We start from the raw sequence: 20,944 nt of genomic DNA on the forward strand, positions 1-20,944 counted from the left end.
CGACTCATCGCTTCCCGTAGCGATTGAGGTCAAAGAAGAAGTCCTCCACGGGAGCCAGGTCACCCGCGCGACCGACCTCGTCGTAGACGAACTTGCCGACGGCCAGGTCCAGCACGCCGAGGCCGAACGGCGAGAAGAACACCGGCTTGTCCGCGGGCAGCTCGACCGCCCCGGTCATCACGTCGAACAACGTGCCGGACAGGAACTCGCGGTTGCCCTCGGCCTGCTCGGCCAGGTGCACCGACGTGTTGGCCTTGAGGCAGTGCTCGACGTCGTCGACCACGTTGGTGCCGGACAGCACCACCTCGGGCGACAGGTCGCGCAGCGACACGTGCAGCACCAGGGGGTTGTGCTCGAACCACGTCGGGTCGGTGATGTGCGGCTCGCCCGCGACCGTGGCGAACACGACGAGGTCGCAGGCCTTGATCAGGTCCTCGGCCGACTCGTGGACGACCACGGCGCCGTCACCGGTGGACTCGACGTACCCCTGGAACCCGGCGGCGTGCTCGGCGCTGAGGTCGAAGATGCCGACCTCGTCGAACGACCAGCCGGTGCCGGTGAGGTAGGTGTGGATGTAGCGGGCGATCAGCCCGGTGCCGATGAAGCCGACCTTCGCGGGCCGGACGCGGTCGCGGGTCAGCCAGTCGGCGGCGAGCGCGGCCGAGGCGGCCGTGCGGACCGCGCTGATGATGGAGCTCTCCAGGCAGGCGATCGGGTAGCCGGTCTCCTGGTCGTTGAGGATCAGCACGGCCGACGCGCGCGGGATGCCGCGCTGGACGTTCGCCGGGAAGCTGGAGATCCACTTGACCCCGTGCACGCCGATGTCGCCGCCGATCGAGGCGGGCAGCGCGATGATCCGCGACGAGGGGTCCTCCGGGAACCGGAGGAAATACGAGGGCGGGTTCACGGTGTCGCCCGAACCGTGCAGCCGGTAGGCCGCCTCGACCAAATCCAAGAGGTGCTTGTCACGATCCCGCAAAACCTCGTGAACCTGTGCGCCGGAAATCACCGTGAAGGTCGGACTCGAATCCGACATGTGTACCCACGCTCCTCTGCGCTAACCACGGCAGGATGCCGAGGCGACCTGGTCAATAGGATGTCGACCAGGGCTGACGAGGCACTGACGCAGGACTGACGGAGCCCTTCACCTGCGGCTATGGGCACTCAAGTCGGCTTCTGGAGAAAATATATAGAAACTTCCAGAGAAGATGTATAGAACCGCATCGGCCAACTGCCCGCAACACGGACGGAACATTGACAGGGTCACCGAGCCGTGCATATGGTCTTCCTCAAGCCGAGCGCGCAATTCTTGGAAGCACCGTCGCGCCCCCATCAACAATTCTAATTCCGCGACTTTTGTCGTGTTGAGACAGAAAGGATCGTCTTCGATGGAAGATCGCAGGATCAAGAACGTCGTCGTCCTGGGCGGCGGCACGGCGGGCTGGATGACCGCGTCGTACCTCGGCCGGGCCCTGGGCCCCGCGGTGAAGATCACCGTGCTGGAGGCGCCGACGGTCCCCCGGATCGGTGTCGGCGAGGCGACCGTCCCGAACCTGCACAAGGTGTTCTTCGACTTCCTCGGCCTCTCCGAGGAGGAGTGGATGCGGGAGTGCAACGCCAGCTTCAAGATGGGCATCAAGTTCACCAACTGGCGCACCGGCGGCAGGGGTGACGCCAACCCCCGGCCCTACCGCGACACGACCGACCACTACTACCACCTGTTCGGCCTGCTGCCGAACCACGAGAACGAGCCGCTGTCGGCGTACTGGTCGCACAAGCGCCTCACCGGCCAGACCACCGAGGCGTTCGACTACGCCTGCTACCGCGAGCCCCCGATCCTGGACGCGAAGCTGGCGCCGCGCCACTCCGACGGCACCAAGTGGACGAACTACGCGTGGCACTTCGACGCCGCGCTGGTGGCCGACTTCCTGCGCCGCTTCGCGACCAACAAGCAGGGCGCGATCCACATCCAGGACGAGTTCATCGACGCCGACGTGGACACCCGCGGCCACGTGACCGCGCTGAACACCAAGGGCGGCCGCAAGATCGAGGGCGACTTCTTCGTCGACTGCTCGGGCTTCCGCGCGCTGCTGATCAACGGCGTGATGCGCGAGCCGTTCCTGGACATGAGCGACCACCTGCTCAACGACCGCGCGGTCGCGACGCAGGTCCCGCACGACGACGAGAAGAACGGCGTGGAGCCGTTCACCGGCTCGATCGCCATGACCAACGGCTGGACGTGGAAGATCCCGATGCTGGGCCGCTTCGGCACCGGCCACGTCTACTCCAGCCGGTTCACCACGCAGGACGCGGCGACGCAGGAGTTCTGCGAGATGTGGGGCCTCGACCCCAGCGAGCAGAAGCTCAACCACATCAAGTTCCGCGTCGGCCGCAACCGCCGCACCTGGGTCCGCAACGTGGCCGCGATCGGCCTGTCGTCGTGCTTCCTGGAGCCGCTGGAGTCCACCGGCATCTACTTCATCACCGCCGCGCTCTACCAGCTGGCGAAGCACTTCCCGGACAAGAACTTCGACCCGATCTTCGCCGACCGGTTCAACACCGAGATCAACACGATGTTCGACGACTCGCGCGACTTCCTCCAGGCGCACTTCAGCCTGGCCGCGCGCAACGACACCGAGTTCTGGCGCGCCTGCAAGGACCTGGTGCTCGCGGACGACATCAAGGAGAAGATCCGGATGTACAAGGCGGGGCTGGCGATCAACATGCCGGTCACCGACGAGAACACCTACTACGCGAACTTCGACGCGGAGTTCCGCAACTTCTGGACGAACGCGAGCTACTACTGCGTGTTCACCGGTCTCGGCTTCGACCCGCAGCAGACGCTGACGAAGCTGACGCACCACCCGTCCATGCTCGACTCCGCGGAGCACGTGTTCGCGGACATCAAGCGCAAGCAGGCCGAGCTGCTCAAGACGCTGCCGACGACCTACGACTACCTGAAGCAGTTGCACGGCAAGTAGTCCGGGCGACCAGGACGCCGGAACGGGCCCCCGACCCGTTCCGGCGTTCCCGCGCGTCCGCCACCCGTCAGGGCACCGCCGACGGGACGACGAGTTCGTCGGCGACCCACCGCGCCGCGGTCGCGGGGCAGGGCGACGACAGGCCGAGGACGACGTGCCCGAAGCCCGCGGCGACCGCGTCGCCGATCGCGGCGCGCGTGTCCCCCGGCCGCTCGCAGGAGACGGGCAGGTGGATCGAGCGGGTGATCGACGCGGGGTCGCGGCCGATCTCGGCGCAGCAGCGGTCCAGCAGGGCACTCCGGCGCACGACGTCGTCGATGTCGCCGCCCGCGATGTTCCGCACGTCGGCGTGCTCGGCGACCACGCGCAGCGTCCTGGACGAGCGCCCGCCGATCAGGATCGGCGGGTGGGGGCGCTGCACCGGCTTGCGGTTGCCGAACGCGCCGGAGAGCTGGACGTGCGCGCCGTCGAAGTCGAACGGCTCGGTCTCCGTCCACAGCCGCCGGATCACGGTGCACGCCTCGGCGAGGCTCTCCACCGAGTGGGCGAAGTCGTGGAGCGGCAGGCCGTGCGCCTCGTACTCGCGCCGGGCCAGCGGGTGGTCGGGCCGCGACCCCGCGCCGATGCCGAGGTCCAGCCGCCCACCGGACACGACGTCGACCGTCGCGGCGATCTTGGCCAGCACCGCCGGTGGCCGGAACCTGTTGCTGGTCACCAACAACCCGACCCGCAGCCGCCGGGTCTGGGCGGCGAGCGCCGCGAGCGGGGTCCAGCCCTCGTAGGCGGGCCCGAGCGGGCTGCCGCCGATCGGCATGAGGTGGTCGAACAGCCACGCGTGCTCGATCTCGGGGATGGCGTCGGCTTCCCGCCAGACCCGCAGGACGTCGTGGTAGTCGACCCGCACAGGGGCCGTCATGATGCCGAAGCTCGGCACGCGTGGTCCTTCCCGGTGCTCCGGGGCGCGCGTCACTTGGATTCGAGGCGGCCCAGGGGTTCCGCGCTCGCGCCGGGCCACGCGGTGTCCCCGACGCGCAGCGCGTGGCGGAGGAAGTCCGTGGTGGCGCGCTGGACGAGGGCGACCCGCTCGGGGCTCTCGTCCGTCGTCTCCGCGGCGTCGTACCCGGAGATCCCGCCCAGCGAGTGCTCCGCGCCGTGCACGGTGAGCAGGCTCTTGGGTCCGGGGCTCAGCGCGTAGGCGTCGGTGAACCAGTCCGGTCCCCTGACCGACAGCGCCGACTGGTCCCGGTCCCCCGCGACGACGAGGGCGGGCGTGGCCATCTCCGCGAAGCCGGGGTTCATGAAGGGCAGGTTCTCGACCGCGAACGGCGTCAGGTCGGCACCGCCCGCGCCGGGCACGGCGAGCAGCACGCCCGCCTTGACGCGCGGGTCGGTCGCGTCCTCGCCGGGGTGACCGTCGGCGTCGAGGACCCGCGCGCCGAGCAGCACGCTCGCGGTCTGGGCGCCCCAGGAGTGGCCCGCGACGGCGAGCCGGCCGTGGTCGACGCGGCCCGCGAGGCCCGGCAGGGCGGCTTCGAGGACGGCCAGCCGGTCGACGACCGTGCTCAGGTCCTCGACCCGGATGCGCCAGATCTCCGGGTAGCGGGGGTCGTCGGGCGTGAGGCCCAGCCTCCGCGAGTCGAGGTGGGTGGGCTGGAGCACCACGAAGCCGCGGGCGGCCCAGTGGTCGACCAGCGGGGCGTAGCCGTCCAGCGAACTGCCGAACCCGTGCGAGAAGACGATGACGGGCAGGGCGTCGCCGGTGGTCGGGGCGGACACCCGCACCAGCAGGTCGTCGCCGCGGCCGGGGGTGGGCAGCACCACCGGGCGCACCGAGTGGACGGGGTGGGTCATGGGGATCTCCTCGGAGGTGGTGGTCACGGACGTCCCGTTCCGCCATCCTGGCTAAACGGAGCCGTGTTCCACTACGAACATACGGAACCGTGTTCCGGTTATCAAGGAGGGTGACGGGGGCAACAGCGCGGTGGCCGGCAGCGAGCCGGGGTCGTCGGTGCCCAGGAAGCGCGCCGACGCCCGGTGCCGCGAACAGGCCCTCCTGGAAGCCGCCGCCGCGGCGTTCCTCACGTCCGGTGTGGACGCTCCGGTGCGCGACGTCGCGGCCGGGGCGCACGTCGGCGTCGCCACGGTCTACCGGCACTTCCCGACGCGCGCCGACCTCGTCATCGGCGTCCACCGGCACCAGGTCGACGCCTGCGCCGAGGCGGGTCCGGCGCTGCTCGCGGCGGTCGGCTCACCGCACGCCGCCCTGGTGCGCTGGATCGACCTCTTCGTCGACCTCCTCGTCACCGAGCACGGCTCGCCGAGGCGCTGCGGTCCGACGACACCGCGTTCGCGGCCCTGCACGCCCACTTCCTCGACCGCCTGGAACCCGTCTGCGCCGCACTGCTGCGCCGCCGTCGGTGCGGGCGAGGTCCGCCCCGACGTCACGGCCCTCGAACTGGGGGTCGGCGTGGGCGACCTCGGCGTCGGCGTCGGCCACGACGCCCGCCACCTGGTCGACCTCCTGCTCACCGGCCTGCTCCTGCACCAGCGGTGGCCGCGGTCCGCACGGCTCGGCGGGGGCGGCGGTCACCGCGGCAGAGCCGTCAGCGCGGGAGGCCGCCGCCGCGGAAGGTGCGGCGGTAGGCCTCGGGCGAGACCCCGAACAGGCGGGCGAAGTGCCGCCGCAGCGTCGTGGCCGTCCCCATGCCGGTCCGCGACGCGATCAGCTCCACCGTGGCGTCGGTGGTCTCCAGCAGTTCCTGGGCGCGGTGCGCCCGCTGGACCAGCAGCCACCGCAGCGGGCTGGAGCCGGTGACGGCGGTGAAGTGCCGCGCGAGGTTGCGGGAGCTCATGCCCGCCTGGCGGGCCAGGTCCCGGACGGTCAGCGGCTGGTCGAGCCGGGCGGTGATCCACGGCAGCAGGTCGGCGAGGGCGTGGCCCCGGCCGTGCGACACCGGCGCGGGCACGTACTGCGCCTGCCCGCCGGGCCGGTGCGGCGGCACGACGAGGCAGCGGGCCAGCGCGTTGGCGACGGCCGCGCCGTGGTCGGTGCGCACGAGGTGCAGGCACAGGTCCATCCCGGCGGCCTTGCCCGCCGAGGTCAGGACCGAGCCCTCGTCGACGTAGAGGACGTCCGGGTCGACCCGGACCCGCGGGTACCGCTCCGCCAGCAGCGCCGTGTGCTCCCAGTGCGTCGTGGCGCGCCGCCCGTCCAGCAGGCCCGCCGCCGCGAGGACGAACGCCCCCGTGCACAGCGAGACGACGCGGGCGCCCGCGTCGTGGGCCGCCCGGACGGCGTCGACCAGTTCGGGCAGCGGGGTGTCCTCGGCCGCGCGGAGGGACGGGACGACGACGGTGTCCGCGGTCGCGAGCACGTCCAGGCCGTGCCGGACGCCCGCCGTCAGCCAGCCGCCGACCTCGGCGCCGCCCGACCCGCAGACCGTGAACCCGTACCACGGGGAGACGAGGTCGCGGTCGACGCCGAACACCTCGCAGGCCGCGGCCAGCTCGAACAGCGGTGTCCCGTCGGTGACCGCCAGGGCGACCGAGTGCATGTCCGAAACTGTACGGGTCGTGGCTCCGCGGACGGTTGTGGCCGCCCGGCCCGCTGACCACGCTGATCACCGTGACCGAGCGGAGCACCACACCCACCAGGACCGTCGCCGTCATCGGCGCGTACGGGCACACCGGCCGGTTCGTCGTCGCGGAGCTGAGCGGGCGCGGGCTGGTCCCGATCCTCTCCGGCCGGGACGCCGACCGGCTGCACGACCTGGGCAGGGCCTTCCCCGGATCGGTCGTCCGACCCGCGGCGCTGGACCACCCCGCGGCGCTCGACCGCGTCCTGGCGGGCGCGGACGCCGTGGTCAACTGCGCGGGGCCCTTCGCGGGCACCGCCGCGCCCGTGCTCGACGCCGCCCTGCGCGCCCGCGTGCCGTACCTGGACGTGACCGCGGAGGTCGAGTCCGTCGCGGACGTGATCGCCCGGTACGACTCCCCCGCCCGCGACGCGGGTGTCGCGGTGGTCCCGGCGATGGCGTTCTTCGGCGGTCTCGGCGACCTGCTCGCCACCGCCGCGCTGCGCGACTGGCCCGCCGCGGACCGGGTCTCGCTCGCCTACGCGCTGAGCTGCTGGCGCCCGACCCCCGGCACGAGGGCGACCGGCCGGGTCTCCGCGCGACGCCGGGGCGGCGACCGGATCGTCTACACCGGCGACCGGTTCCGGAGGCGCACCGGTCCCGCACCGCTCGCGGAGTGGACCTTCCCCGACCCGGTCGGGACGCTGTCCGTGGTCGCCGAGTCCACCACGGCCGACAGCGCCACGATCCCCAGCCACCTCGCGGTCCCCGAGGTGCGCACGTACCTGTCGGCCGCGGCCGTGGACGACCTGCGCTCGGCCGATCCGAGGCCCCCGACCGCCGTCGACGACCGGGGCCGCTCCGCGCAGACGTTCCTCGTCGAGGCCGTGGTGTCGCGGGAGGGCTCGACGAGGCGCGCGGTGGCGCGCGGGCAGGACATCTACGCGGTCACCGCTCCGCTGGTCGTGGAGGCGGCCGTGCGGCTGCTCGACGCGCCGGGCAGGACCGGGGTCCTCGCGGCGGGCGAGGCGTTCGACGCGCGGGACTTCCTGCTCTCGCTGAGCCCCGAGCACCTGGAGGTCGACCTGGACCCGAGCTGACCGGGCGGCGCTAGCGGGCGCCGAAGGGCACGAAGCCGAGCGACTGCCCCACGGCCATCGACCCGCCCCTGGCGACCATGCCGACGTACCCGCGCCTGCCGGCCGCCACCCGGACGAACCGCTTGCCCAGCCTGCCGATGGGCCGCGGGTAGTACTTCTCGACCAGGGCGGCGGGCCGCGCGCACGGCTCGTTCACGCGGGTGACCACGACGGCGGCGTCGGTGAACCGGCGCCGCACCCGGTCGTACGGGCCGAAGTCGACACCCGCGGGCAGCGCGCCGAAGTCGGGGATGGCACCCTCCCCGGCGAACCCGCCGACGACGACGTTGACCCCGAGGCACTGCGCCAGGAACAGCCTGCCCGCCTCGCCGTCGGCCAGCCCGTCCAGCAGCGCCGCGTGGGCCGCGACGTCCACCCCGTCGGTGTCCACGTGGGCCGCGCCCAGCGCGCGCAGACCGTCCAGGCACGCCCGCTCGTCCAGGCCGAGCCCGGCCGCGATGTGGTCGAGGTCGGTGTCGCTGATGAGCGACACCGACTGCCGGTTGAGCACCGTCGTGCCCCGGCGGTAGGCCCGGCACCGCACGTCGGCGGCGACCACCCGGCCCGCGTTGCGGACGCTGCCGACGATCTTGTTGGCCTCCAGGTCGAACTCGGCGGCGGTCACCGGGAACGTGCTGAACTCGGTCCTGCTGGGCGCGACGAGCAGCAGGTCCACCCGGCCCGCGGGTGTCGGGAACGACATGGGCCAGGCTAGCCCGCCGTCCCCCGTGCCAAACCGGATCACCCGACGGGGGTCGGTTTCACCACACCGGAACGGCGAAACCGCTGGTTGGACGATTCGTCGGGGTGCGAAACAGCGGTGGAACAGGAATGCTGGGAGGGACCGTCCCCGAGCACGTGAGGAAGTATGGCGAACCCGACCCGCACCACCGCCCGGCACTGGACCACCGCCGTTCCCGTCGTCGCCGTCGCGGCGCTCGCCCTGACCTGGGGGCGTGAGCTGCCGGTCCTGGCGGTCGTGCTCGTGGCCGTGCTGCTGGCGGGAGCCGTGCTGGCCGCGGTGCACCACGCCGAGGTGGTCGCCCACCGGGTCGGTGAACCGTTCGGGTCGCTGGTGCTCGCGGTCGCGGTGACGGTGATCGAGGTCGCGCTGATCGTCACGCTCATGGCCGACGGCAAACCCGGCAGCGAGACGCTGGCCCGCGACACGGTGTTCGCCGCAGTCATGATCACCATCAACGGGATCATGGGTGTCTCGCTGCTCGTGGGCGCGCTGAGGCACCGGGTGGCGACGTTCAACCCGGAGGGCACGGGCGGCATGTTCGCCACCGTCACCACGATCACGACGCTGAGCCTGGTGCTGCCGACGTTCACCACGACCAAGCCCGGCCCGGAGTTCTCGCCGGCGCAGCTCGCGTTCGCGGCCGTCGCGTCGCTGGGCCTCTACGCGCTGTTCGTCGCGATGCAGACCGTGCGGCACCGCGACTACTTCCTCCCGCTCGACGAGAACGGTGTGGTGCTGGAGGAGCACGCGGAGCCGCCGACCGCGAAGGCGGCGGTGATCAGCCTCGGGCTGCTGCTGGTGTCGCTGGTGGCGGTCGTGGGCAACGCCAAGGCCGTCTCGCCCGCGATCGAGGCGGGTGTGGAGGCGGCCGGGTTCCCGCTCGCCGTCGTCGGTGTGGTCATCGCGCTGCTGGTGCTGGCCCCGGAAACCCTCGCCGCCGTGCGCGCGGCTCGCCGCGGCCGGGTGCAGACCAGCATCAACCTCTCGCTGGGTTCGGCGATGGCGAGCATCGGCCTGACGATCCCGGCCATCGCCATCGCGTCGATCTGGCTCACCGGCCCGCTGGTGCTGGGTCTCGGCCCGACGCACATGGTGCTGCTCGCGCTCACCGTCGTGACCGGGACGCTGACGATCGTGCCGGGGCGCGCCACCCTGCTCCAGGGTGGTGTCCACCTCGGACTGCTGGCCGCGTTCCTGTTCCTCGCCGTCAGCCCGTGACGGCGAGGAACAGGCGCGTCACACCGCCAGCGGCGCCGTGCGGAACGGGTCGTCGCGGTCCAGCTTGCCGGTGAACAACCCCTGGAACAGGTTCAGCTTCTGCATGTTCGAGGTGCCCTCGATGAACTCCATGCCGCGGGCGTCGCGGACCAGCTTGTCCAGCACCGGGTGCTCCAGCCTGGCGCCCGCGCCGAAGAACGTGCACGCCTGCTGCGTGGCGTCGTGGGCCAGTTCCGCGGCGCGCACCTTCGCCGCGGACGCCAGGTAGCCGTCGCCGGTGCGGGCGTCGACCGCGGCCGCCGCCAGGTGCACGAGCCTGCGCGCGCCGTCGATCCGCCGCGCCAGCAGGTCGAGGCGGTCGCGCTCGTCGCGCCGCAGCGCGCTCCGGTGGGTGATCACGTACTCGTGCGCGGCCCGCGCGATGCCCAGCGCGATGGCGGCGACACCGGGCCGCAGCAGGTTGAACGTCTGCACGAACGCCCACATCCCCCGCCGCGACGGGGAGAGGTGCCGCCCGAGGAAGCGCTCGGGTGCGATCTCCACGTCCCGCATGGTGATCGCGCTGATCCGCGCGCCCCGCAGGCCGATGGTCTCCAGGGCCTCGGCGTGGAAACCGGGGCTGGGGCTCTCCACGAGCACCGCGTTGATCCCCAGCGGGCCGGGGCTGGTGCGGGCGAACACGACGCCGAGCTGCGCGCGGGCCGCGTTGCCGACGTACCGCTTCTCGCCGCTGAGCAGCGCGGGCCGGTCCCCCGTGGCGGGCACGACCGTGGTGCTCAGCGCGCCCGCGTCGGAACCCCGGTCCGGTTCGGTGAGCGCGAAGAACGTCCACAGCGGACTCTCCAGCATCCGCCCGTAGAACCAGTCCTTCTGCTGCTCGTCGGCGAGCAGGTCGATCAGCACCCCGGCGAGCAGCGGGCCGGGTGAGGCGACCAGCATCCCCACGTCGGCGCAGGACAGCTCCTCCATGATGATCGCCCGCTCCAGGGCGAGCGTCCCGTAGAACCTGTTGCCCGCGATGGGGATCGGCACGTTGCCGTACTCCGGCGGGATGCCCATCGTGGACAGGTACCGCACGGCGGGCAGGTCGAAGTGCTCCCGGATCAGCTCGGGGTCGCGGTCGAGCGCCAACCCGAGCGCCCGGAAGTCGGCCCCCCACTCGCGGACCTGGCCGCGCAGCGCGAGCAACCGGTCGTCCAGCTGGATCGTCGTCACAGTCGCTCCTCCGGACGGCAGTAGGCCTCGGCGAGCAGCTCCGAGACGCGCGCGACCTGACCCGGCCCGCCCGCCAGGTAGCCGCTCGCGCCGAGCAGCTTCACCAGCGCGCGGTCGGCCTCGGTGATCTGGGCGTGCAGGTGGTTGAGCGAGGAGTCCGGCAGCTCGCCGGGACCGATCCCGGTCAGCACCGCGCGGACCTCCAGGTGCTCGATGAGGCCGTCCGCGACCGTGGACTTCACCATCTGCTGCTGGAGCAGCGTGGAGTTGCCGGTGCGCCTGCCGTTGAGGTAGCGCATCGCGGTCTCCCGCAGCTCCTCGGACAGGCCGAGCCGCAGCCACACCAGGCCGAGCGTCCACGCGGCGCGCTGCGCGGGCGCGAAGCCGTTCACCCCGGCCGGTGCCAGGTGGCGTTGCAGCAGCACCGGTCCGCCGGGCAGGTCGACCGAGCCGAGCGCGGTCTCCGCGCAGTCGGCCCGGTCGACCGTGATGCCGTCGGCCCAGATCCGCGTGGTGCCCGCCGCGACGTCCTCGGGGACGACGGCGTGCCCGGCGGGGCCGCACGGCAGCAGGCCGGGCAGCACCGCCGAGGCGAGTTCGGCCAGGGCGGCGGCCACGCCGTCCGCACGCGCGGCGCGGTGGCAGCGCGTCCACCGGTCGGCGTGCGCGAGCGTGGTCACGGTCCCCCCACGACGCAGTAGCCGAGGTCGCCGGTGCTCGGGTCGTGGTCGATCAGCACCACCGGGTCGGCGTCGACGCCGTGCGCGGCCAGCAGCGACCACGCCGCCGTGCACGGGTAGCCGGTCTCGGCCACGAGCACGGGACCGCTGTGCCGCACCAGGTCCGGGTCGATGCCCGCGCCGACGACGACCGTCGCCGACGAGTCGGGCCCGAGCAGCGAGCCGAGCGCGGCGTCGATCGAGGCGGGCAGGTCGGCCTGGCGGACACCGACCTCGTGCCCGACCGACAGCCCACCGGCCCTCCTGTCCTCCAGCAGGACCGCGACACCGGCGTTGCCGCGCGGCGCGGTGCCCTCGACCTCGTAGGGCAGGGTCGACTGGTCGAGCACCAGCACGAGCGCGCGCCGGTAGCCGTGCCGCCGCGCGTAGTCGCCCGCGAGTTCGAGCGCGGTGAACGGCGCGCAGGTGCCGCTGTCGGACAGCGCGAACACCAGCGGCCCGTTGGTCAGCTCCTCGGACAGGTAGGTCGCCGCGGACAGTCGGCAGTCCAGGTCCGGGGTGCTGTGCGCGACGAGCGCCAGGTCGACCTGGTCGGAGCCGAGGTCCAGCTCCGCCACCAGGTTCTGGGCCATCGCGGTGAACGTCGTCCCGGCCACCAGCACCTCGGGGCGCGCGGTGACGCCGTAGCCCCTGGTGAGGTCGGCGAAGTGGCGCTGGGAGAACTCGTCGTCGATCCGGCGGTCCCCGCCGTCGAACTTCCTGTGCACGACCCGTGCCACCCCGAGCGGGGACCGCACCAGGCGCGGGCGCCTGGTCGTCTCGGGAACGGGTGCCGCCGTCCGGTACATGCTCAGGCGTCCCGCTCTGCCACGACGAAGTCGGCGAGCGACGCGACCGTCTCGAAGTGCGCCATCTCCAGGTTGTCGGTGTCGAACTCGACCTCCAGGGCTTCCTCCAGCTGCATCAGCAGCTCGAAGACGCCGGTCGAGTCGAGGCCCAGCTCGTCGAACAGGCGCGACGACTCGGTCAGCTCGGGCAGGTCGTAGTCGAGCACCTGCGCCAGCACCGAGGTGATGGCGGAGACGATCCGGGCCCGCTCGGGCGCCGTCGTCTGGATGTCGGCCGTGTCACTCATGGTCTTCAGGTCCTTTCGGGGAAAGCGGGTCTATTCCGGCGTCGCCACGGCCGTGAGGTTCGGGAGGCGCTGGTGGCGCAGCAGGTCCTCGGTGGTGTCGCGCTCGCGCACGAGGTGGGCCCGGCCGTCCTGCACGAGCACCTCGGCCGGGTAGCCGTGGCTGAGGAACAGCACCGGGGACGCGGTCGGGCCGTACGCGCCGGAGCGCAGCACGCCGACGAGGTCGCCGACCCGCACCGGCGGCAGCGCGATCTTCTTGCCGAGGGTGTCGTTCGGGGTGCAGAGCGGGCCGGTGACGTGCCAGCTCTCGACGGCGGGCTCGTCCATCCGGTTCAGCACGGCCATCGGGAAGTTGCGCTTCACGAAGGAGCCGATGCCGACCGCGGCCATGTGGTGGTTCGTGCCGCCGTCGGCGACCGCGAACTTCTCGCCCATCGACTCCTTCACGTACCGCACCCGCACGACGTACGTGCCGGACGTGGCCGTGAGGTAGCGGCCGAGTTCCATCACCAGCCGGGTCTCCGGGTGGGCGTCGGCGAACTCCGCGATGATCGGGTTCACCCGCGCGGCCAGCAGCTCAAGGTCCAGGTCCCGCTCGCCGTCGAAGTACGCGACACCGAGGCCGCCGCCGATGTCGACCATCTCCAGCGGGAAGCCCAGGACGTCGGACACCCGGCAGGCCAGGTCGAAGATGCGCTCGGTGTTCTCGGCGATGGCCTCCTCGCTGAGGATGCGCGTGCCCATGTAGACCTGCACGCCCATCAGCCGCACGTTCGGGTGCCGCTGCGCGAGGTCGGCGTTGTCGAAGACCTGCGTCTCGTCGATGCCGAACTGGCGCGGCTTCCCGCCCATGGTCAGGCCGGAGCCCTTGACCGCGAAGCTCGGGTTGATCCGCAGCGCGACCGGCGCGACGACCCCGCGCTCGCGGGCGAACCGGTCGATCAGGGCGAGTTCGCCGAACGACTCGCAGATGATCGTGTAGATGCCCTCGTCGAGGCAGGCCTCGATCTCCCGCTCGCTCTTGCCGGGGCCGAGGAAGATGATGTTCTCCGGGGCCGCGCCCGAGCGGCGGACGGTGATCAGCTCCGCCATCGACGACACCTCGACCCGCGCGCCCGCGGCCTGGAGCACCGCGCACACGCCGATGTTCGGGTTCGACTTGAGGGAGAAGAAGAACTCCAACCTCGGGTGCAGGTGCGCCTTGAGGCCGTGCACCCGCGACGACAGCTCGTCGCCGTCGTAGAGGTACATCGGCGTGCCGAACTCCTCGGCCAGCTCGGTGATCGGGATGCCCTGGACTTCGAACTCGGCGGTCATCGCCGGTCCTCCTTCGCCAGTCGGGTGGTGATCTCCGCGTCGACGGCCGCGATCTCGTCGTCGGACGAGCCGACGACGATCCCGTACAGCCGTCCGTCGAACGCCGCGTCGTCGCGGGCGCCCGCGTTGACGGTGGCGAAGTTGTTGACCAGCAGGCCCGTTCCGCCCCGCCGTTCCAGCACCAGGCCGTCGAGCAGCGTCCGCACGGTGCCGAAGCCCAGCTCGCCGGTCAGCCGCAGCGGGTAGTGCCGGGCGAGCGCGATCTGCCCGGCGCCGACGAACCTCTCCTGCGAGGGGACCTGGTAGGTGGACATGTTGTTGCGGGCGTTGATCTCGATGACGGGGTAGAGCCCGTCGTCGGGGTCGACCATCGCGTCCACGCCGACGACGCCGAAGTACCCGTCGGCGGACAGCTTCTTGCCCAGCAGCCCCGCCGTGGCGACCAGCTCGTCCACCTGCGCGCCGGACAGCCGCGCGGGCATCCGGTGTCCCTTGTGGACCCCGCCCTCGGTGAACAGCTCCTTGACGAAGTCGAAGTGCGTCACGCCGTCGCGGCCCACGGTGAACTGGTAGTTCAGGTCGGTCTTCTTCGCGACCCAGTTCTCCACGCAGAACGCGATCCTCGGCTGCCCGGACTTCTCCACCGACTTGGCGATCATCCGGAACAGCCGGTCCATCCGGCGGGGGCTCTCCAGCACGGCGATGCCCTTGCCGGACACGCCGAGAGCCTCCTTCACCACGACCTTCTCGCCGCGCTCGACCAGCGGGGCCGCCTCGGTGAACGCGCGCTCCAGCTGCTCCAGCGTGTCGCACGCCCAGCCCGCGGGCTGCCGCAGGCCGAGTTCGTCGGCGACGCGGCGGCTGTAGACCTTGCTGTTGACCGACTTGCAGGTCGCCGCGTCCGGGGCCGCGAGCGGCAGCCCGGTCGCGGCGGCGAGCCGTTCCTCCACCTCGGACACGCCGTGCGCGACGAGGTGCGCGTCGAGCCCGCTCAGGGCCTCGACCAGCGCCGGGTCGGCCAGCGCGTCCTCGGTGACGTTGCGCAGCGGGTTCTGGTCGGCCACGACGTGCACCGTCGGCAGCACGATCCCGAGGCCGGTCAGGTGGTCCAGGTAGTCGGCGTCCGGAGCGGCCTTGAGCACCACGTGGTCGGACGGCCCGGCGAGCAGCAGGGCGAACTCGTCCATGTGGTTGACCACGGCGCTGCCGCTCGCGGCGGACACGCGCGGCAGCGTGTGCTCGCCGCGCGCCCACTGCTCCTCGACCTCGAAGTTGCCGAGGTACACCAGCGACGCGTCCGGCTCGCCGACCACGGCCCGCTTCAGGCGGGTGGTGAAGTCATCCATGTCGCGTCCTAGTGCTGGAAAACGGCGGCGGAGAACGTCTGGCCGAGACCGGCCGACGTCATCAGGTACTTGTCGCCCGGCTTGAGCAGGCCCAGTTCGCGGACGGTCTGGTAGTTGATGAACGGGTCCGCGCAGAAGCAGTGCCCGGTCTTGTCCAGGTTGTCCAGGAAGAACTTCTCGTTCGGCAGGCCCAGGTTCTTCGCGGCCACCGTCCACGACACGCGGTTCACGTTGTGCGGCAGCACCAGGTCGACGTCCGCGAGGGTGAGGCCCGCTTCGCCGAGCGCGCCGAGGATCACCTCTTCGAGGGCGTCCTGGTAGATCTTGCGCGCGTACTTGGCCACGTCCGGCGTCATGTCGATCACGCCGTCGTCGCGCCCGTGGATGCGGGTGGCGTAGCCGAGCAGGTGGTCGCGGTCGCCCCGTGCGGACACCAGGACCGCAGCGACGCCCTCGCCCATGATCGACACGTCCTCGACCCACTGGGTGAACGGCGTGAACGTCTTGTCGCCCGCGAGGATCAGCGCCAGCGCGTCCGGGTCGCCGTCGGCGGCCAGCAGCGTGCCCGCCACGTCCAGCGCCAGCAGGCCGGTCGCGCAGCCGTGGTCGGCCACCGCGAAGGTCTTGGCGTGCGTCAGCCCGAGCGCTTCGCGCACGTCCTGCACCGGGCTGATCGGGTAGGGGGCGGTGGTCCGCATCCCCTTGGCCCGGATGACGTACCGGACCCGCTCCTCCTGGCCGATGAGCGCGTCCAGCTTCCCGGCCGCCGCGATCATCAGCTCCGCTTCGGTCTGCCCCGGCGCCTGGCAGATCCGGTCCAGGCCGTACAGCCTGGTGAACCGCCGCACCTGCTGGTCGTTCAACCCCAACGACTCCCGCAGGTCCGCCACGGACACGGTCTCCGGCAGATGACTCGACACTGCCACCAATGACGTCATGGCCACAGCGTCACCGCCGGTGCTGACCACCCGCTGACACCGGACTGACCGCGTTCGCGGGGGGCTCGGGGGTCAGCTCGACGCGGGGTGCGCCTCGACGTCGTTCGGGTCGCGCGGCCACCAGCGGCCGGGGCGCGGCAGGAAGTTCGCCAGCTCCGGGAAGTCGGTGGGCCGCTCGGTCATCCAGTTCCAGTACCGCGGGATGGTCCTGGCGTAGTCGCAGTAGTACCGGCGCAGCGCGTCGATCAGCTGCCGCAGGGTGTTCGGGTGGATCGAGCCCGGCCGCCACACCAGCAGCAGGCGGCTGCGCAGCGGTTCGGTGATGGCCACGAGGTTGACGTCCGCCGTGGACCCGGTCGGGGTCGCGAGCGCCGCCGCGCCCGCGTCGCGCACCCACGCCATGGCCTCGGCGTGCCCGCCCGCGTAGTGCAGCACCTCCGGCGTCGGGTGGTCGAGCTTGCGGAACAGGTGCTCCTCGACGGGGTGGAACCAGTGGCCCTGGACGTGCTGCACCCAGCTCAGGGCGGCCATGTGCCTGCGGCTGACGGTGGTCCGGCGGGCGAGCGCGTGGTCGCGGGGCAGCGCGAGCCAGATGGGCTCGCGGACGATGATCTCCTTGGCCAGCGAGGGGTCCAGCGGGCGGACGCCGTCGACCGCCTCGGGGCTGGGCACCAGCGCGGCGGTCAGCTCCCCCCGGTTCACCGCCTCGACGCTCAGCGCGGGGTCCAGCGTCACCGTCTGGACCTCCACCGACGGCAGCGAGGCCTGGAGCGCGCGGCGCAGGGTCACGGGCGTCCACTCGGCGTTGCCGAAGCGGAGGATGCCGCTGGCCAACGAGGACGCCTCGGCCACGACGGCGTCGGCGCGGGTGGCCAGGTCCGCCAGCATGGGGATGAGCCGCTCGCCCAGCGGCGTCGGGGTGATGCCGAAGGCCGATCGCACGAACAGGTCGCCGCCCACGGCCTTCTCGATGCGCCGGAGCTGGGCGGTGAGGCTGGGCTGCGGGAGTGACAGCTTCGCCGCGGCCTTCGAGATGCTGCCCGCCTCGGCGAGCGTCATCACCACCCGTGCGTGCCGGATTTCCAGGTGCATGCGACCAACCGTTCACGTGGGACGGGACGGCTGGGCCAAACCTACCCCAGCTCCCGGCGCCGGACCCGGCTTTCCGTCGGAGAACCGAAGGTCGGGTCCCCGAGCGATTAGTCCTGCCTATCGCTGCGCCGACCAGGGAAGACCCGTTCGGGGGATGCTTTCGGGGGGCCTGCACCAGTGCGACGGCTTGCGCACCGTCCGTAAGGTCCCCCCGTGTCCGGAGTGGAAGACGTGGGGAGAAGGACAGTGGACGACGACGTGGTGCGCCTGGAGTCCGTGCGCAAGGTCTACGGCAACGACCGCAACGGCGTGGTGGCGTTGGCGGGCGTGTCGCTCGGCATCAGGCGCGGCACGTTCACGGCCGTGATGGGTCCGTCGGGGTCGGGCAAGAGCACGTGCCTGCACTGCGCGGCGGGCCTCGACCGGCCGACGTCGGGGTCGGTGGTGCTGGACGGGCACGAGCTGACGGGCCTGAACGAGCGCGAGCTGACGCGGCTGCGGCGCGACCGGATCGGCTTCATCTTCCAGTCGTTCAACCTGCTGCCCGCCCTGAACGTCGTGGAGAACGTGCAGCTGCCGCTGCGGCTCGCGGGCCGCAAGGCCAAGCGCGCGGACGTGGACGAGGTGCTGGCGCGGGTCGGCCTGTCCGACCGCAAGCACCACCGGCCCGGTGAGCTGTCGGGCGGCCAGCAGCAGCGCGTCGCCATCGCGCGGGCGCTGATCACCAAGCCCGCCGTCATCTTCGGCGACGAGCCGACCGGCGCGCTGGACACCCGCACGGCCCTGGAGGTGCTGGCGCTGATGCGCCGGGCGGTGCGCGACGTCGGCCAGACCGTGGTGATCGTGACGCACGACCCGGTCGCCGCCTCGCACGCGGACCGGGTGATCTTCCTGGCGGACGGCCAGATCGCGGGCGAGCTCCAGTCGCCGACCGCGCACGCCGTCGGCGAGCGCATGACGCAGCTCGGCGCCTGGGCCGACGAGCCCGCGGGCACGGTGAACTGATGTTCCGGCTCGCGCTGCGCACCCTGCGCTTCCGCAAGGGCGGGTTCGCCGCCTCGTTCATCGCGCTGTTCTTCGGCGCCGCCATCGTGATGGCGTGCGGTGGTCTGATGGAGACCGGCATCCGCGACGCCGTGCCGCCGCAGCGGTTGGCGGGCACGCCGCTGGTCGTGGCCAGCAGCCAGTCCTACCTGGAACGCGCGCGCGTCGACGCGGCGCTGACCGCCAGGATCGCGGCCGTCCCCGGTGTGGCGAAGGCCGTGCCGGACGTGACGTTCCCGCTGTCGCCCCTGCGCGACGGGGCCCCGGTCGCGGGCGGCGAGGTCAGCGGTCACGCGTGGGCGTCGGCGGAACTGACGCCCTACTCCCTCAAGGAGGGCACGGCGCCCACCGGTGACGGCACGGTCGTGCTGGACGAGGGCGTGGCCGCGGCGACCGGCCAGGGCGTCGGCGGCACGCTCGACGTGGCCGTGGGCGGCAAGAAGCAGGCGTTCCGCGTGACCGGTGTCGCGTCGGCCGCGTCGGACAACCGGGCGGCGTTCTTCACCGACGCCGACGCGACCCGGCTGCACGGCAAGTCCGGCAAGGTCGACGCCATCGCGGTCCTGCCGTCCGACGGCACGTCCGTCGCCGACCTCCAGGAGCGGCTCACGGCCGTGATCGGCGACAGCGAGCTGGCCGTGCTGGCGGGCGACGACCGGGGGCGCGCCGAGGCCGACGGGGCGGTCGGCGGCGGTGACGACCTGATCGCGCTGTCGGCGGTGTTCGGCGGTCTCGCGGTGATGGTCGCGATGTTCGTCGTGGCGGGCACCCTGGGGCTGTCCGTCCAACAGCGACACCGGGAGATGGCTCTGCTGCGGGCTATCGGCAGCACGCCGGGCCAGCTGCGGAGGATGATCCTGGGCGAGACGATCGTGGTCGCGGTGCTCGCGACGGCGCTGGCCTACCCGCTCAACCTGGTGCTCGGCGAGTGGCTGCTGGAGCAGCTGGCCACCGCGGGGGTCACGTCCGAGGCCATCGCGTTCCGCCAGGGCTTCATCCCGGTCGCGGCCGGTGTCGGCATCTCCCTGCTCAGCGCCACGATCGCCGCGTTCGTCGCGGGCCGGGGCGCGGCGCTGACCCGCCCGACCGAGGCGCTGGCCGAGGCCAGCCTCCAGGTCAAGTGGTTCAGCTGGGTGCGGCTCACGTTCGCGCTGATCTGCCTCGCGGGCGGCACGGCGCTGTCGATCGTGACCGCGCTGGTGATGTCCGGCCCGGTGGCCGCCAGCACCGCCGGTCCGACGGCGATGCTCTGGGCGTCCGGCCTCGCGCTGCTCTCCCCCGGCATCACCAGGGTGATCATCGCGGTGCTGCGCTGGCCGGTGCGCGCGGTGACCGGCCTGTCGGGCTACCTGGCCGTGATGAACTCCGACGCGCGCCGCGTCCGGGTCGCGGGCGCGATCACGCCGGTCATGCTCGCGACCGGTCTGGCGACCGCGCTCATCTACCTCCAGACCACGTCGGCGGGCGGCGGCTCCGGTTTCGCCGACGACCTCACCGCCGACGCGGCGGTCACGTCGCAGACCGGCGGCGTCCCGCTCGACCTCGTGTCGAGGATCGAGGGCCGCGAGGGGGTCGGCGCCGTGTCCGCCCTCGTGGACAGCACGGCCGTCTTCCGGTCCGGTGAGGACGACGACGACTCGGCCACCGCGCTGGGCGTGAACGGCGAGGGCGTCCAGGGCACCCTCGGCATCAGCCCCACGTCCGGCTCGTTCGCCGACCTCACCGGCTCGACGGTGGCGCTCACCACCGACCGCGCGGGCGCTCTCGGGTACGCGCTCGGTGACAACGTCCAGCTCAGGATGGGTGACGGCGCGAACGTCGACGCGAGGCTGGTCGCCCTCTACGCGGGGTCGGGCGAGGAGACGCTGCTGCTGCCCGCCGACCTGGTCGCGAAGCACACCACGACCGGTCTGGCCTCGCAGATCCTGGTGGGCGCCTCCGAGGGCACGTCGGAGGCCGCCCTGCTCACCGCGTTGCGGGGGCTGACCTCGTCCGACCAGGACCTGCGGGTCGGCGACCGGGCCTCGCTGGTCAGCTCCGGTGGCGGCGGCGGGGGCGAGCAGACCGGCGCGTGGGTAAACTACCTGCTGGTCGGCATGATCCTGGCCTACACGGTGATCTCGCTGGTCAACACGCTGGTGATCGCGACCGGTGAGCGGCGGCGCGAGTTCGCGCTGCAACGGCTCATCGGCGCCACGCACGGGCAGATCCTGCGGATGGTCGGTGTGGAGGCGGTGCTGATCTCGCTCGGCGGCATCCTCCTCGGCGCTCTGGTGTCGGCGATGACGCTGGTCCCGTTCGCCTACGCGGTGTACGACTCGCCGTGGCCGAGCGGCCCCCTGTGGATCTACCTCGCGGTGATCGGCGGCGCGTCCGGGCTGACGCTGCTGTCGACCGTGCTGTCCACGACGTACGTGCTGCGGACCCCGCCCGTGGAGGCCGCCGCGACCATCGGCTGACACCCACCCCGGCGGAGCCCGCTCCGGTTCCGCCGGGGGCGTACGCCCCGATGGTGCGGT

At 72.2% G+C, this 20,944-nt stretch carries 18 protein-coding genes and 1 pseudogene; 6 read left to right on the forward strand and 13 right to left on the reverse strand.

Annotated elements, in window-relative coordinates; translation table 11 throughout:
- Positions 1-4: 4 nt before the first annotated feature.
- On the reverse strand, positions 5-1,036 hold the full coding sequence (gene sbnB / locus VFZ92_RS40880) for a 2,3-diaminopropionate biosynthesis protein SbnB (protein ID WP_330883305.1): 1,032 nt from the start codon (positions 1,034-1,036) through the stop codon (positions 5-7).
- A gap of 352 nt (positions 1,037-1,388) precedes the next feature.
- Here sbnB and VFZ92_RS40885 point away from each other — a divergent pair, with 352 nt between their 5' ends.
- Positions 1,389-2,981 carry a tryptophan halogenase family protein gene (locus VFZ92_RS40885; protein WP_330883307.1) on the forward strand — a complete coding sequence of 531 codons (1,593 nt, stop codon included), beginning with the start codon at positions 1,389-1,391 and terminating at the stop codon, positions 2,979-2,981.
- 67 nt (positions 2,982-3,048) lie between these two features.
- Here VFZ92_RS40885 and VFZ92_RS40890 read toward each other — a convergent pair whose 3' ends face one another.
- Both VFZ92_RS40890 and VFZ92_RS40895 read right to left on the reverse strand, forming a co-directional pair.
- Positions 3,049-3,897: an LLM class flavin-dependent oxidoreductase gene (locus VFZ92_RS40890; protein WP_330883309.1), complete on the reverse strand. Its 849-nt coding sequence runs from the start codon at positions 3,895-3,897 to the stop codon at positions 3,049-3,051.
- Positions 3,898-3,947: 50 nt separating this feature from the next.
- Positions 3,948-4,832 carry an alpha/beta hydrolase family protein gene (locus tag VFZ92_RS40895; RefSeq protein WP_330883311.1) on the reverse strand — a complete coding sequence of 295 codons (885 nt, stop codon included), beginning with the start codon at positions 4,830-4,832 and terminating at the stop codon, positions 3,948-3,950.
- 130 nt (positions 4,833-4,962) lie between these two features.
- Between VFZ92_RS40895 and VFZ92_RS40900 the strand changes: the two are divergent.
- Positions 4,963-5,517: pseudogene (locus VFZ92_RS40900) on the forward strand (TetR/AcrR family transcriptional regulator); the annotation flags it as partial.
- 67 nt (positions 5,518-5,584) lie between these two features.
- Here the strand turns inward: VFZ92_RS40900 and VFZ92_RS40905 are convergent.
- Entirely contained in the window at positions 5,585-6,535 is a 951-nt protein-coding gene (locus VFZ92_RS40905; protein ID WP_330883313.1) for a helix-turn-helix domain-containing protein, read from the reverse strand.
- Between the two features lie 71 nt (positions 6,536-6,606).
- Between VFZ92_RS40905 and VFZ92_RS40910 the strand changes: the two genes are divergently transcribed.
- The gene (locus tag VFZ92_RS40910; RefSeq protein ID WP_330883315.1) at positions 6,607-7,656 is read left to right on the forward strand and encodes a saccharopine dehydrogenase family protein; all 1,050 of its coding nucleotides are present in this window, start codon (positions 6,607-6,609) and stop codon (positions 7,654-7,656) included.
- A 10-nt stretch (positions 7,657-7,666) separates the two neighbouring features.
- On the opposite strand, the gene VFZ92_RS40915 is transcribed toward VFZ92_RS40910, so the two are convergent.
- Positions 7,667-8,398: an MOSC domain-containing protein gene (locus VFZ92_RS40915; protein WP_330883317.1), complete on the reverse strand. Its 732-nt coding sequence runs from the start codon at positions 8,396-8,398 to the stop codon at positions 7,667-7,669.
- Between the two features lie 165 nt (positions 8,399-8,563).
- On the opposite strand from VFZ92_RS40915, the gene VFZ92_RS40920 reads away from it, so the two are divergent.
- Positions 8,564-9,658 carry an ionic transporter y4hA gene (locus VFZ92_RS40920; RefSeq protein WP_330883319.1) on the forward strand — a complete coding sequence of 365 codons (1,095 nt, stop codon included), beginning with the start codon at positions 8,564-8,566 and terminating at the stop codon, positions 9,656-9,658.
- 18 nt (positions 9,659-9,676) lie between these two features.
- Here the strand turns inward: VFZ92_RS40920 and VFZ92_RS40925 are convergent, their stop codons facing one another.
- The 8 genes from VFZ92_RS40925 to VFZ92_RS40960 form a co-directional block, all read right to left on the reverse strand.
- Positions 9,677-10,873 (reverse strand): acyl-CoA dehydrogenase family protein, encoded by a 1,197-nt coding sequence (locus VFZ92_RS40925; RefSeq protein ID WP_330883321.1) that lies wholly within the window; start codon positions 10,871-10,873, stop codon positions 9,677-9,679.
- Positions 10,870-11,553, reverse strand: coding sequence for a DUF2786 domain-containing protein (locus VFZ92_RS40930; RefSeq protein WP_330883323.1), 684 nt, complete (start codon positions 11,551-11,553; stop codon positions 10,870-10,872). The genes VFZ92_RS40925 and VFZ92_RS40930 overlap by 4 nt, the downstream gene beginning before the upstream one ends.
- The gene (locus VFZ92_RS40935; RefSeq protein ID WP_330883325.1) at positions 11,550-12,320 is read right to left on the reverse strand and encodes a hypothetical protein; all 771 of its coding nucleotides are present in this window, start codon (positions 12,318-12,320) and stop codon (positions 11,550-11,552) included. Before VFZ92_RS40935 ends, VFZ92_RS40930 begins: the two co-directional genes overlap by 4 nt.
- Before the next feature lie 83 nt (positions 12,321-12,403).
- Positions 12,404-12,688: an acyl carrier protein gene (locus tag VFZ92_RS40940; protein WP_330883327.1), complete on the reverse strand. Its 285-nt coding sequence runs from the start codon at positions 12,686-12,688 to the stop codon at positions 12,404-12,406.
- Positions 12,689-12,718: 30 nt separating this feature from the next.
- A complete protein-coding gene (locus VFZ92_RS40945) occupies positions 12,719-14,005 on the reverse strand; it encodes a type III PLP-dependent enzyme (protein ID WP_330883329.1) in 1,287 nt (428 codons plus the stop codon).
- Positions 14,002-15,351 carry an ATP-grasp domain-containing protein gene (locus VFZ92_RS40950; RefSeq protein WP_330883331.1) on the reverse strand — a complete coding sequence of 450 codons (1,350 nt, stop codon included), beginning with the start codon at positions 15,349-15,351 and terminating at the stop codon, positions 14,002-14,004. The genes VFZ92_RS40945 and VFZ92_RS40950 overlap by 4 nt, the downstream gene beginning before the upstream one ends.
- Before the next feature lie 8 nt (positions 15,352-15,359).
- Entirely contained in the window at positions 15,360-16,289 is a 930-nt protein-coding gene (locus VFZ92_RS40955) for a 3-oxoacyl-[acyl-carrier-protein] synthase III C-terminal domain-containing protein (protein WP_330883333.1), read from the reverse strand.
- Positions 16,290-16,361: 72 nt separating this feature from the next.
- Positions 16,362-17,381, reverse strand: a complete 1,020-nt coding sequence (locus VFZ92_RS40960) for a LysR family transcriptional regulator (RefSeq protein WP_330883335.1) — start codon at positions 17,379-17,381, stop codon at positions 16,362-16,364.
- Between the two features lie 246 nt (positions 17,382-17,627).
- On the opposite strand from VFZ92_RS40960, the gene VFZ92_RS40965 reads away from it, so the two are divergent.
- Both VFZ92_RS40965 and VFZ92_RS40970 read left to right on the forward strand, forming a co-directional pair.
- Complete coding sequence (locus tag VFZ92_RS40965) at positions 17,628-18,386, forward strand: ABC transporter ATP-binding protein (protein WP_330883337.1); 759 nt, start codon at positions 17,628-17,630, stop codon at positions 18,384-18,386.
- Positions 18,386-20,884: an FtsX-like permease family protein gene (locus VFZ92_RS40970; RefSeq protein WP_330883339.1), complete on the forward strand. Its 2,499-nt coding sequence runs from the start codon at positions 18,386-18,388 to the stop codon at positions 20,882-20,884. The genes VFZ92_RS40965 and VFZ92_RS40970 overlap by 1 nt, the downstream gene beginning before the upstream one ends.
- Positions 20,885-20,944 lie beyond the last annotated feature (60 nt).

The organism is Umezawaea sp., from assembly GCF_036375055.1.
Classification (GTDB): Bacteria; Actinomycetota; Actinomycetes; order Mycobacteriales; family Pseudonocardiaceae; genus Umezawaea.

Bases quoted from the DNA above. Each gene is read 5' to 3' on its own strand.
- VFZ92_RS40940 (WP_330883327.1), bottom strand. From the start codon at position 12,688: ATGAGTGACACGGCCGACATCCAGACGACGGCGCCCGAGCGGGCCCGG.
- VFZ92_RS40915 (WP_330883317.1), bottom strand. From the start codon at position 8,398: ATGTCGTTCCCGACACCCGCGGGCCGGGTGGACCTGCTGCTCGTCGCG.
- VFZ92_RS40920 (WP_330883319.1), top strand. From the start codon at position 8,564: ATGGCGAACCCGACCCGCACCACCGCCCGGCACTGGACCACCGCCGTT.
- VFZ92_RS40950 (WP_330883331.1), bottom strand. From the start codon at position 15,351: ATGGATGACTTCACCACCCGCCTGAAGCGGGCCGTGGTCGGCGAGCCG.
- VFZ92_RS40905 (WP_330883313.1), bottom strand. From the start codon at position 6,535: ATGCACTCGGTCGCCCTGGCGGTCACCGACGGGACACCGCTGTTCGAG.
- VFZ92_RS40895 (WP_330883311.1), bottom strand. From the start codon at position 4,832: ATGACCCACCCCGTCCACTCGGTGCGCCCGGTGGTGCTGCCCACCCCC.
- sbnB (WP_330883305.1), bottom strand. From the start codon at position 1,036: ATGTCGGATTCGAGTCCGACCTTCACGGTGATTTCCGGCGCACAGGTT.
- VFZ92_RS40945 (WP_330883329.1), bottom strand. From the start codon at position 14,005: ATGACCGCCGAGTTCGAAGTCCAGGGCATCCCGATCACCGAGCTGGCC.
- VFZ92_RS40890 (WP_330883309.1), bottom strand. From the start codon at position 3,897: ATGACGGCCCCTGTGCGGGTCGACTACCACGACGTCCTGCGGGTCTGG.
- VFZ92_RS40960 (WP_330883335.1), bottom strand. From the start codon at position 17,381: ATGCACCTGGAAATCCGGCACGCACGGGTGGTGATGACGCTCGCCGAG.
- VFZ92_RS40970 (WP_330883339.1), top strand. From the start codon at position 18,386: ATGTTCCGGCTCGCGCTGCGCACCCTGCGCTTCCGCAAGGGCGGGTTC.
- VFZ92_RS40955 (WP_330883333.1), bottom strand. From the start codon at position 16,289: ATGACGTCATTGGTGGCAGTGTCGAGTCATCTGCCGGAGACCGTGTCC.
- VFZ92_RS40885 (WP_330883307.1), top strand. From the start codon at position 1,389: ATGGAAGATCGCAGGATCAAGAACGTCGTCGTCCTGGGCGGCGGCACG.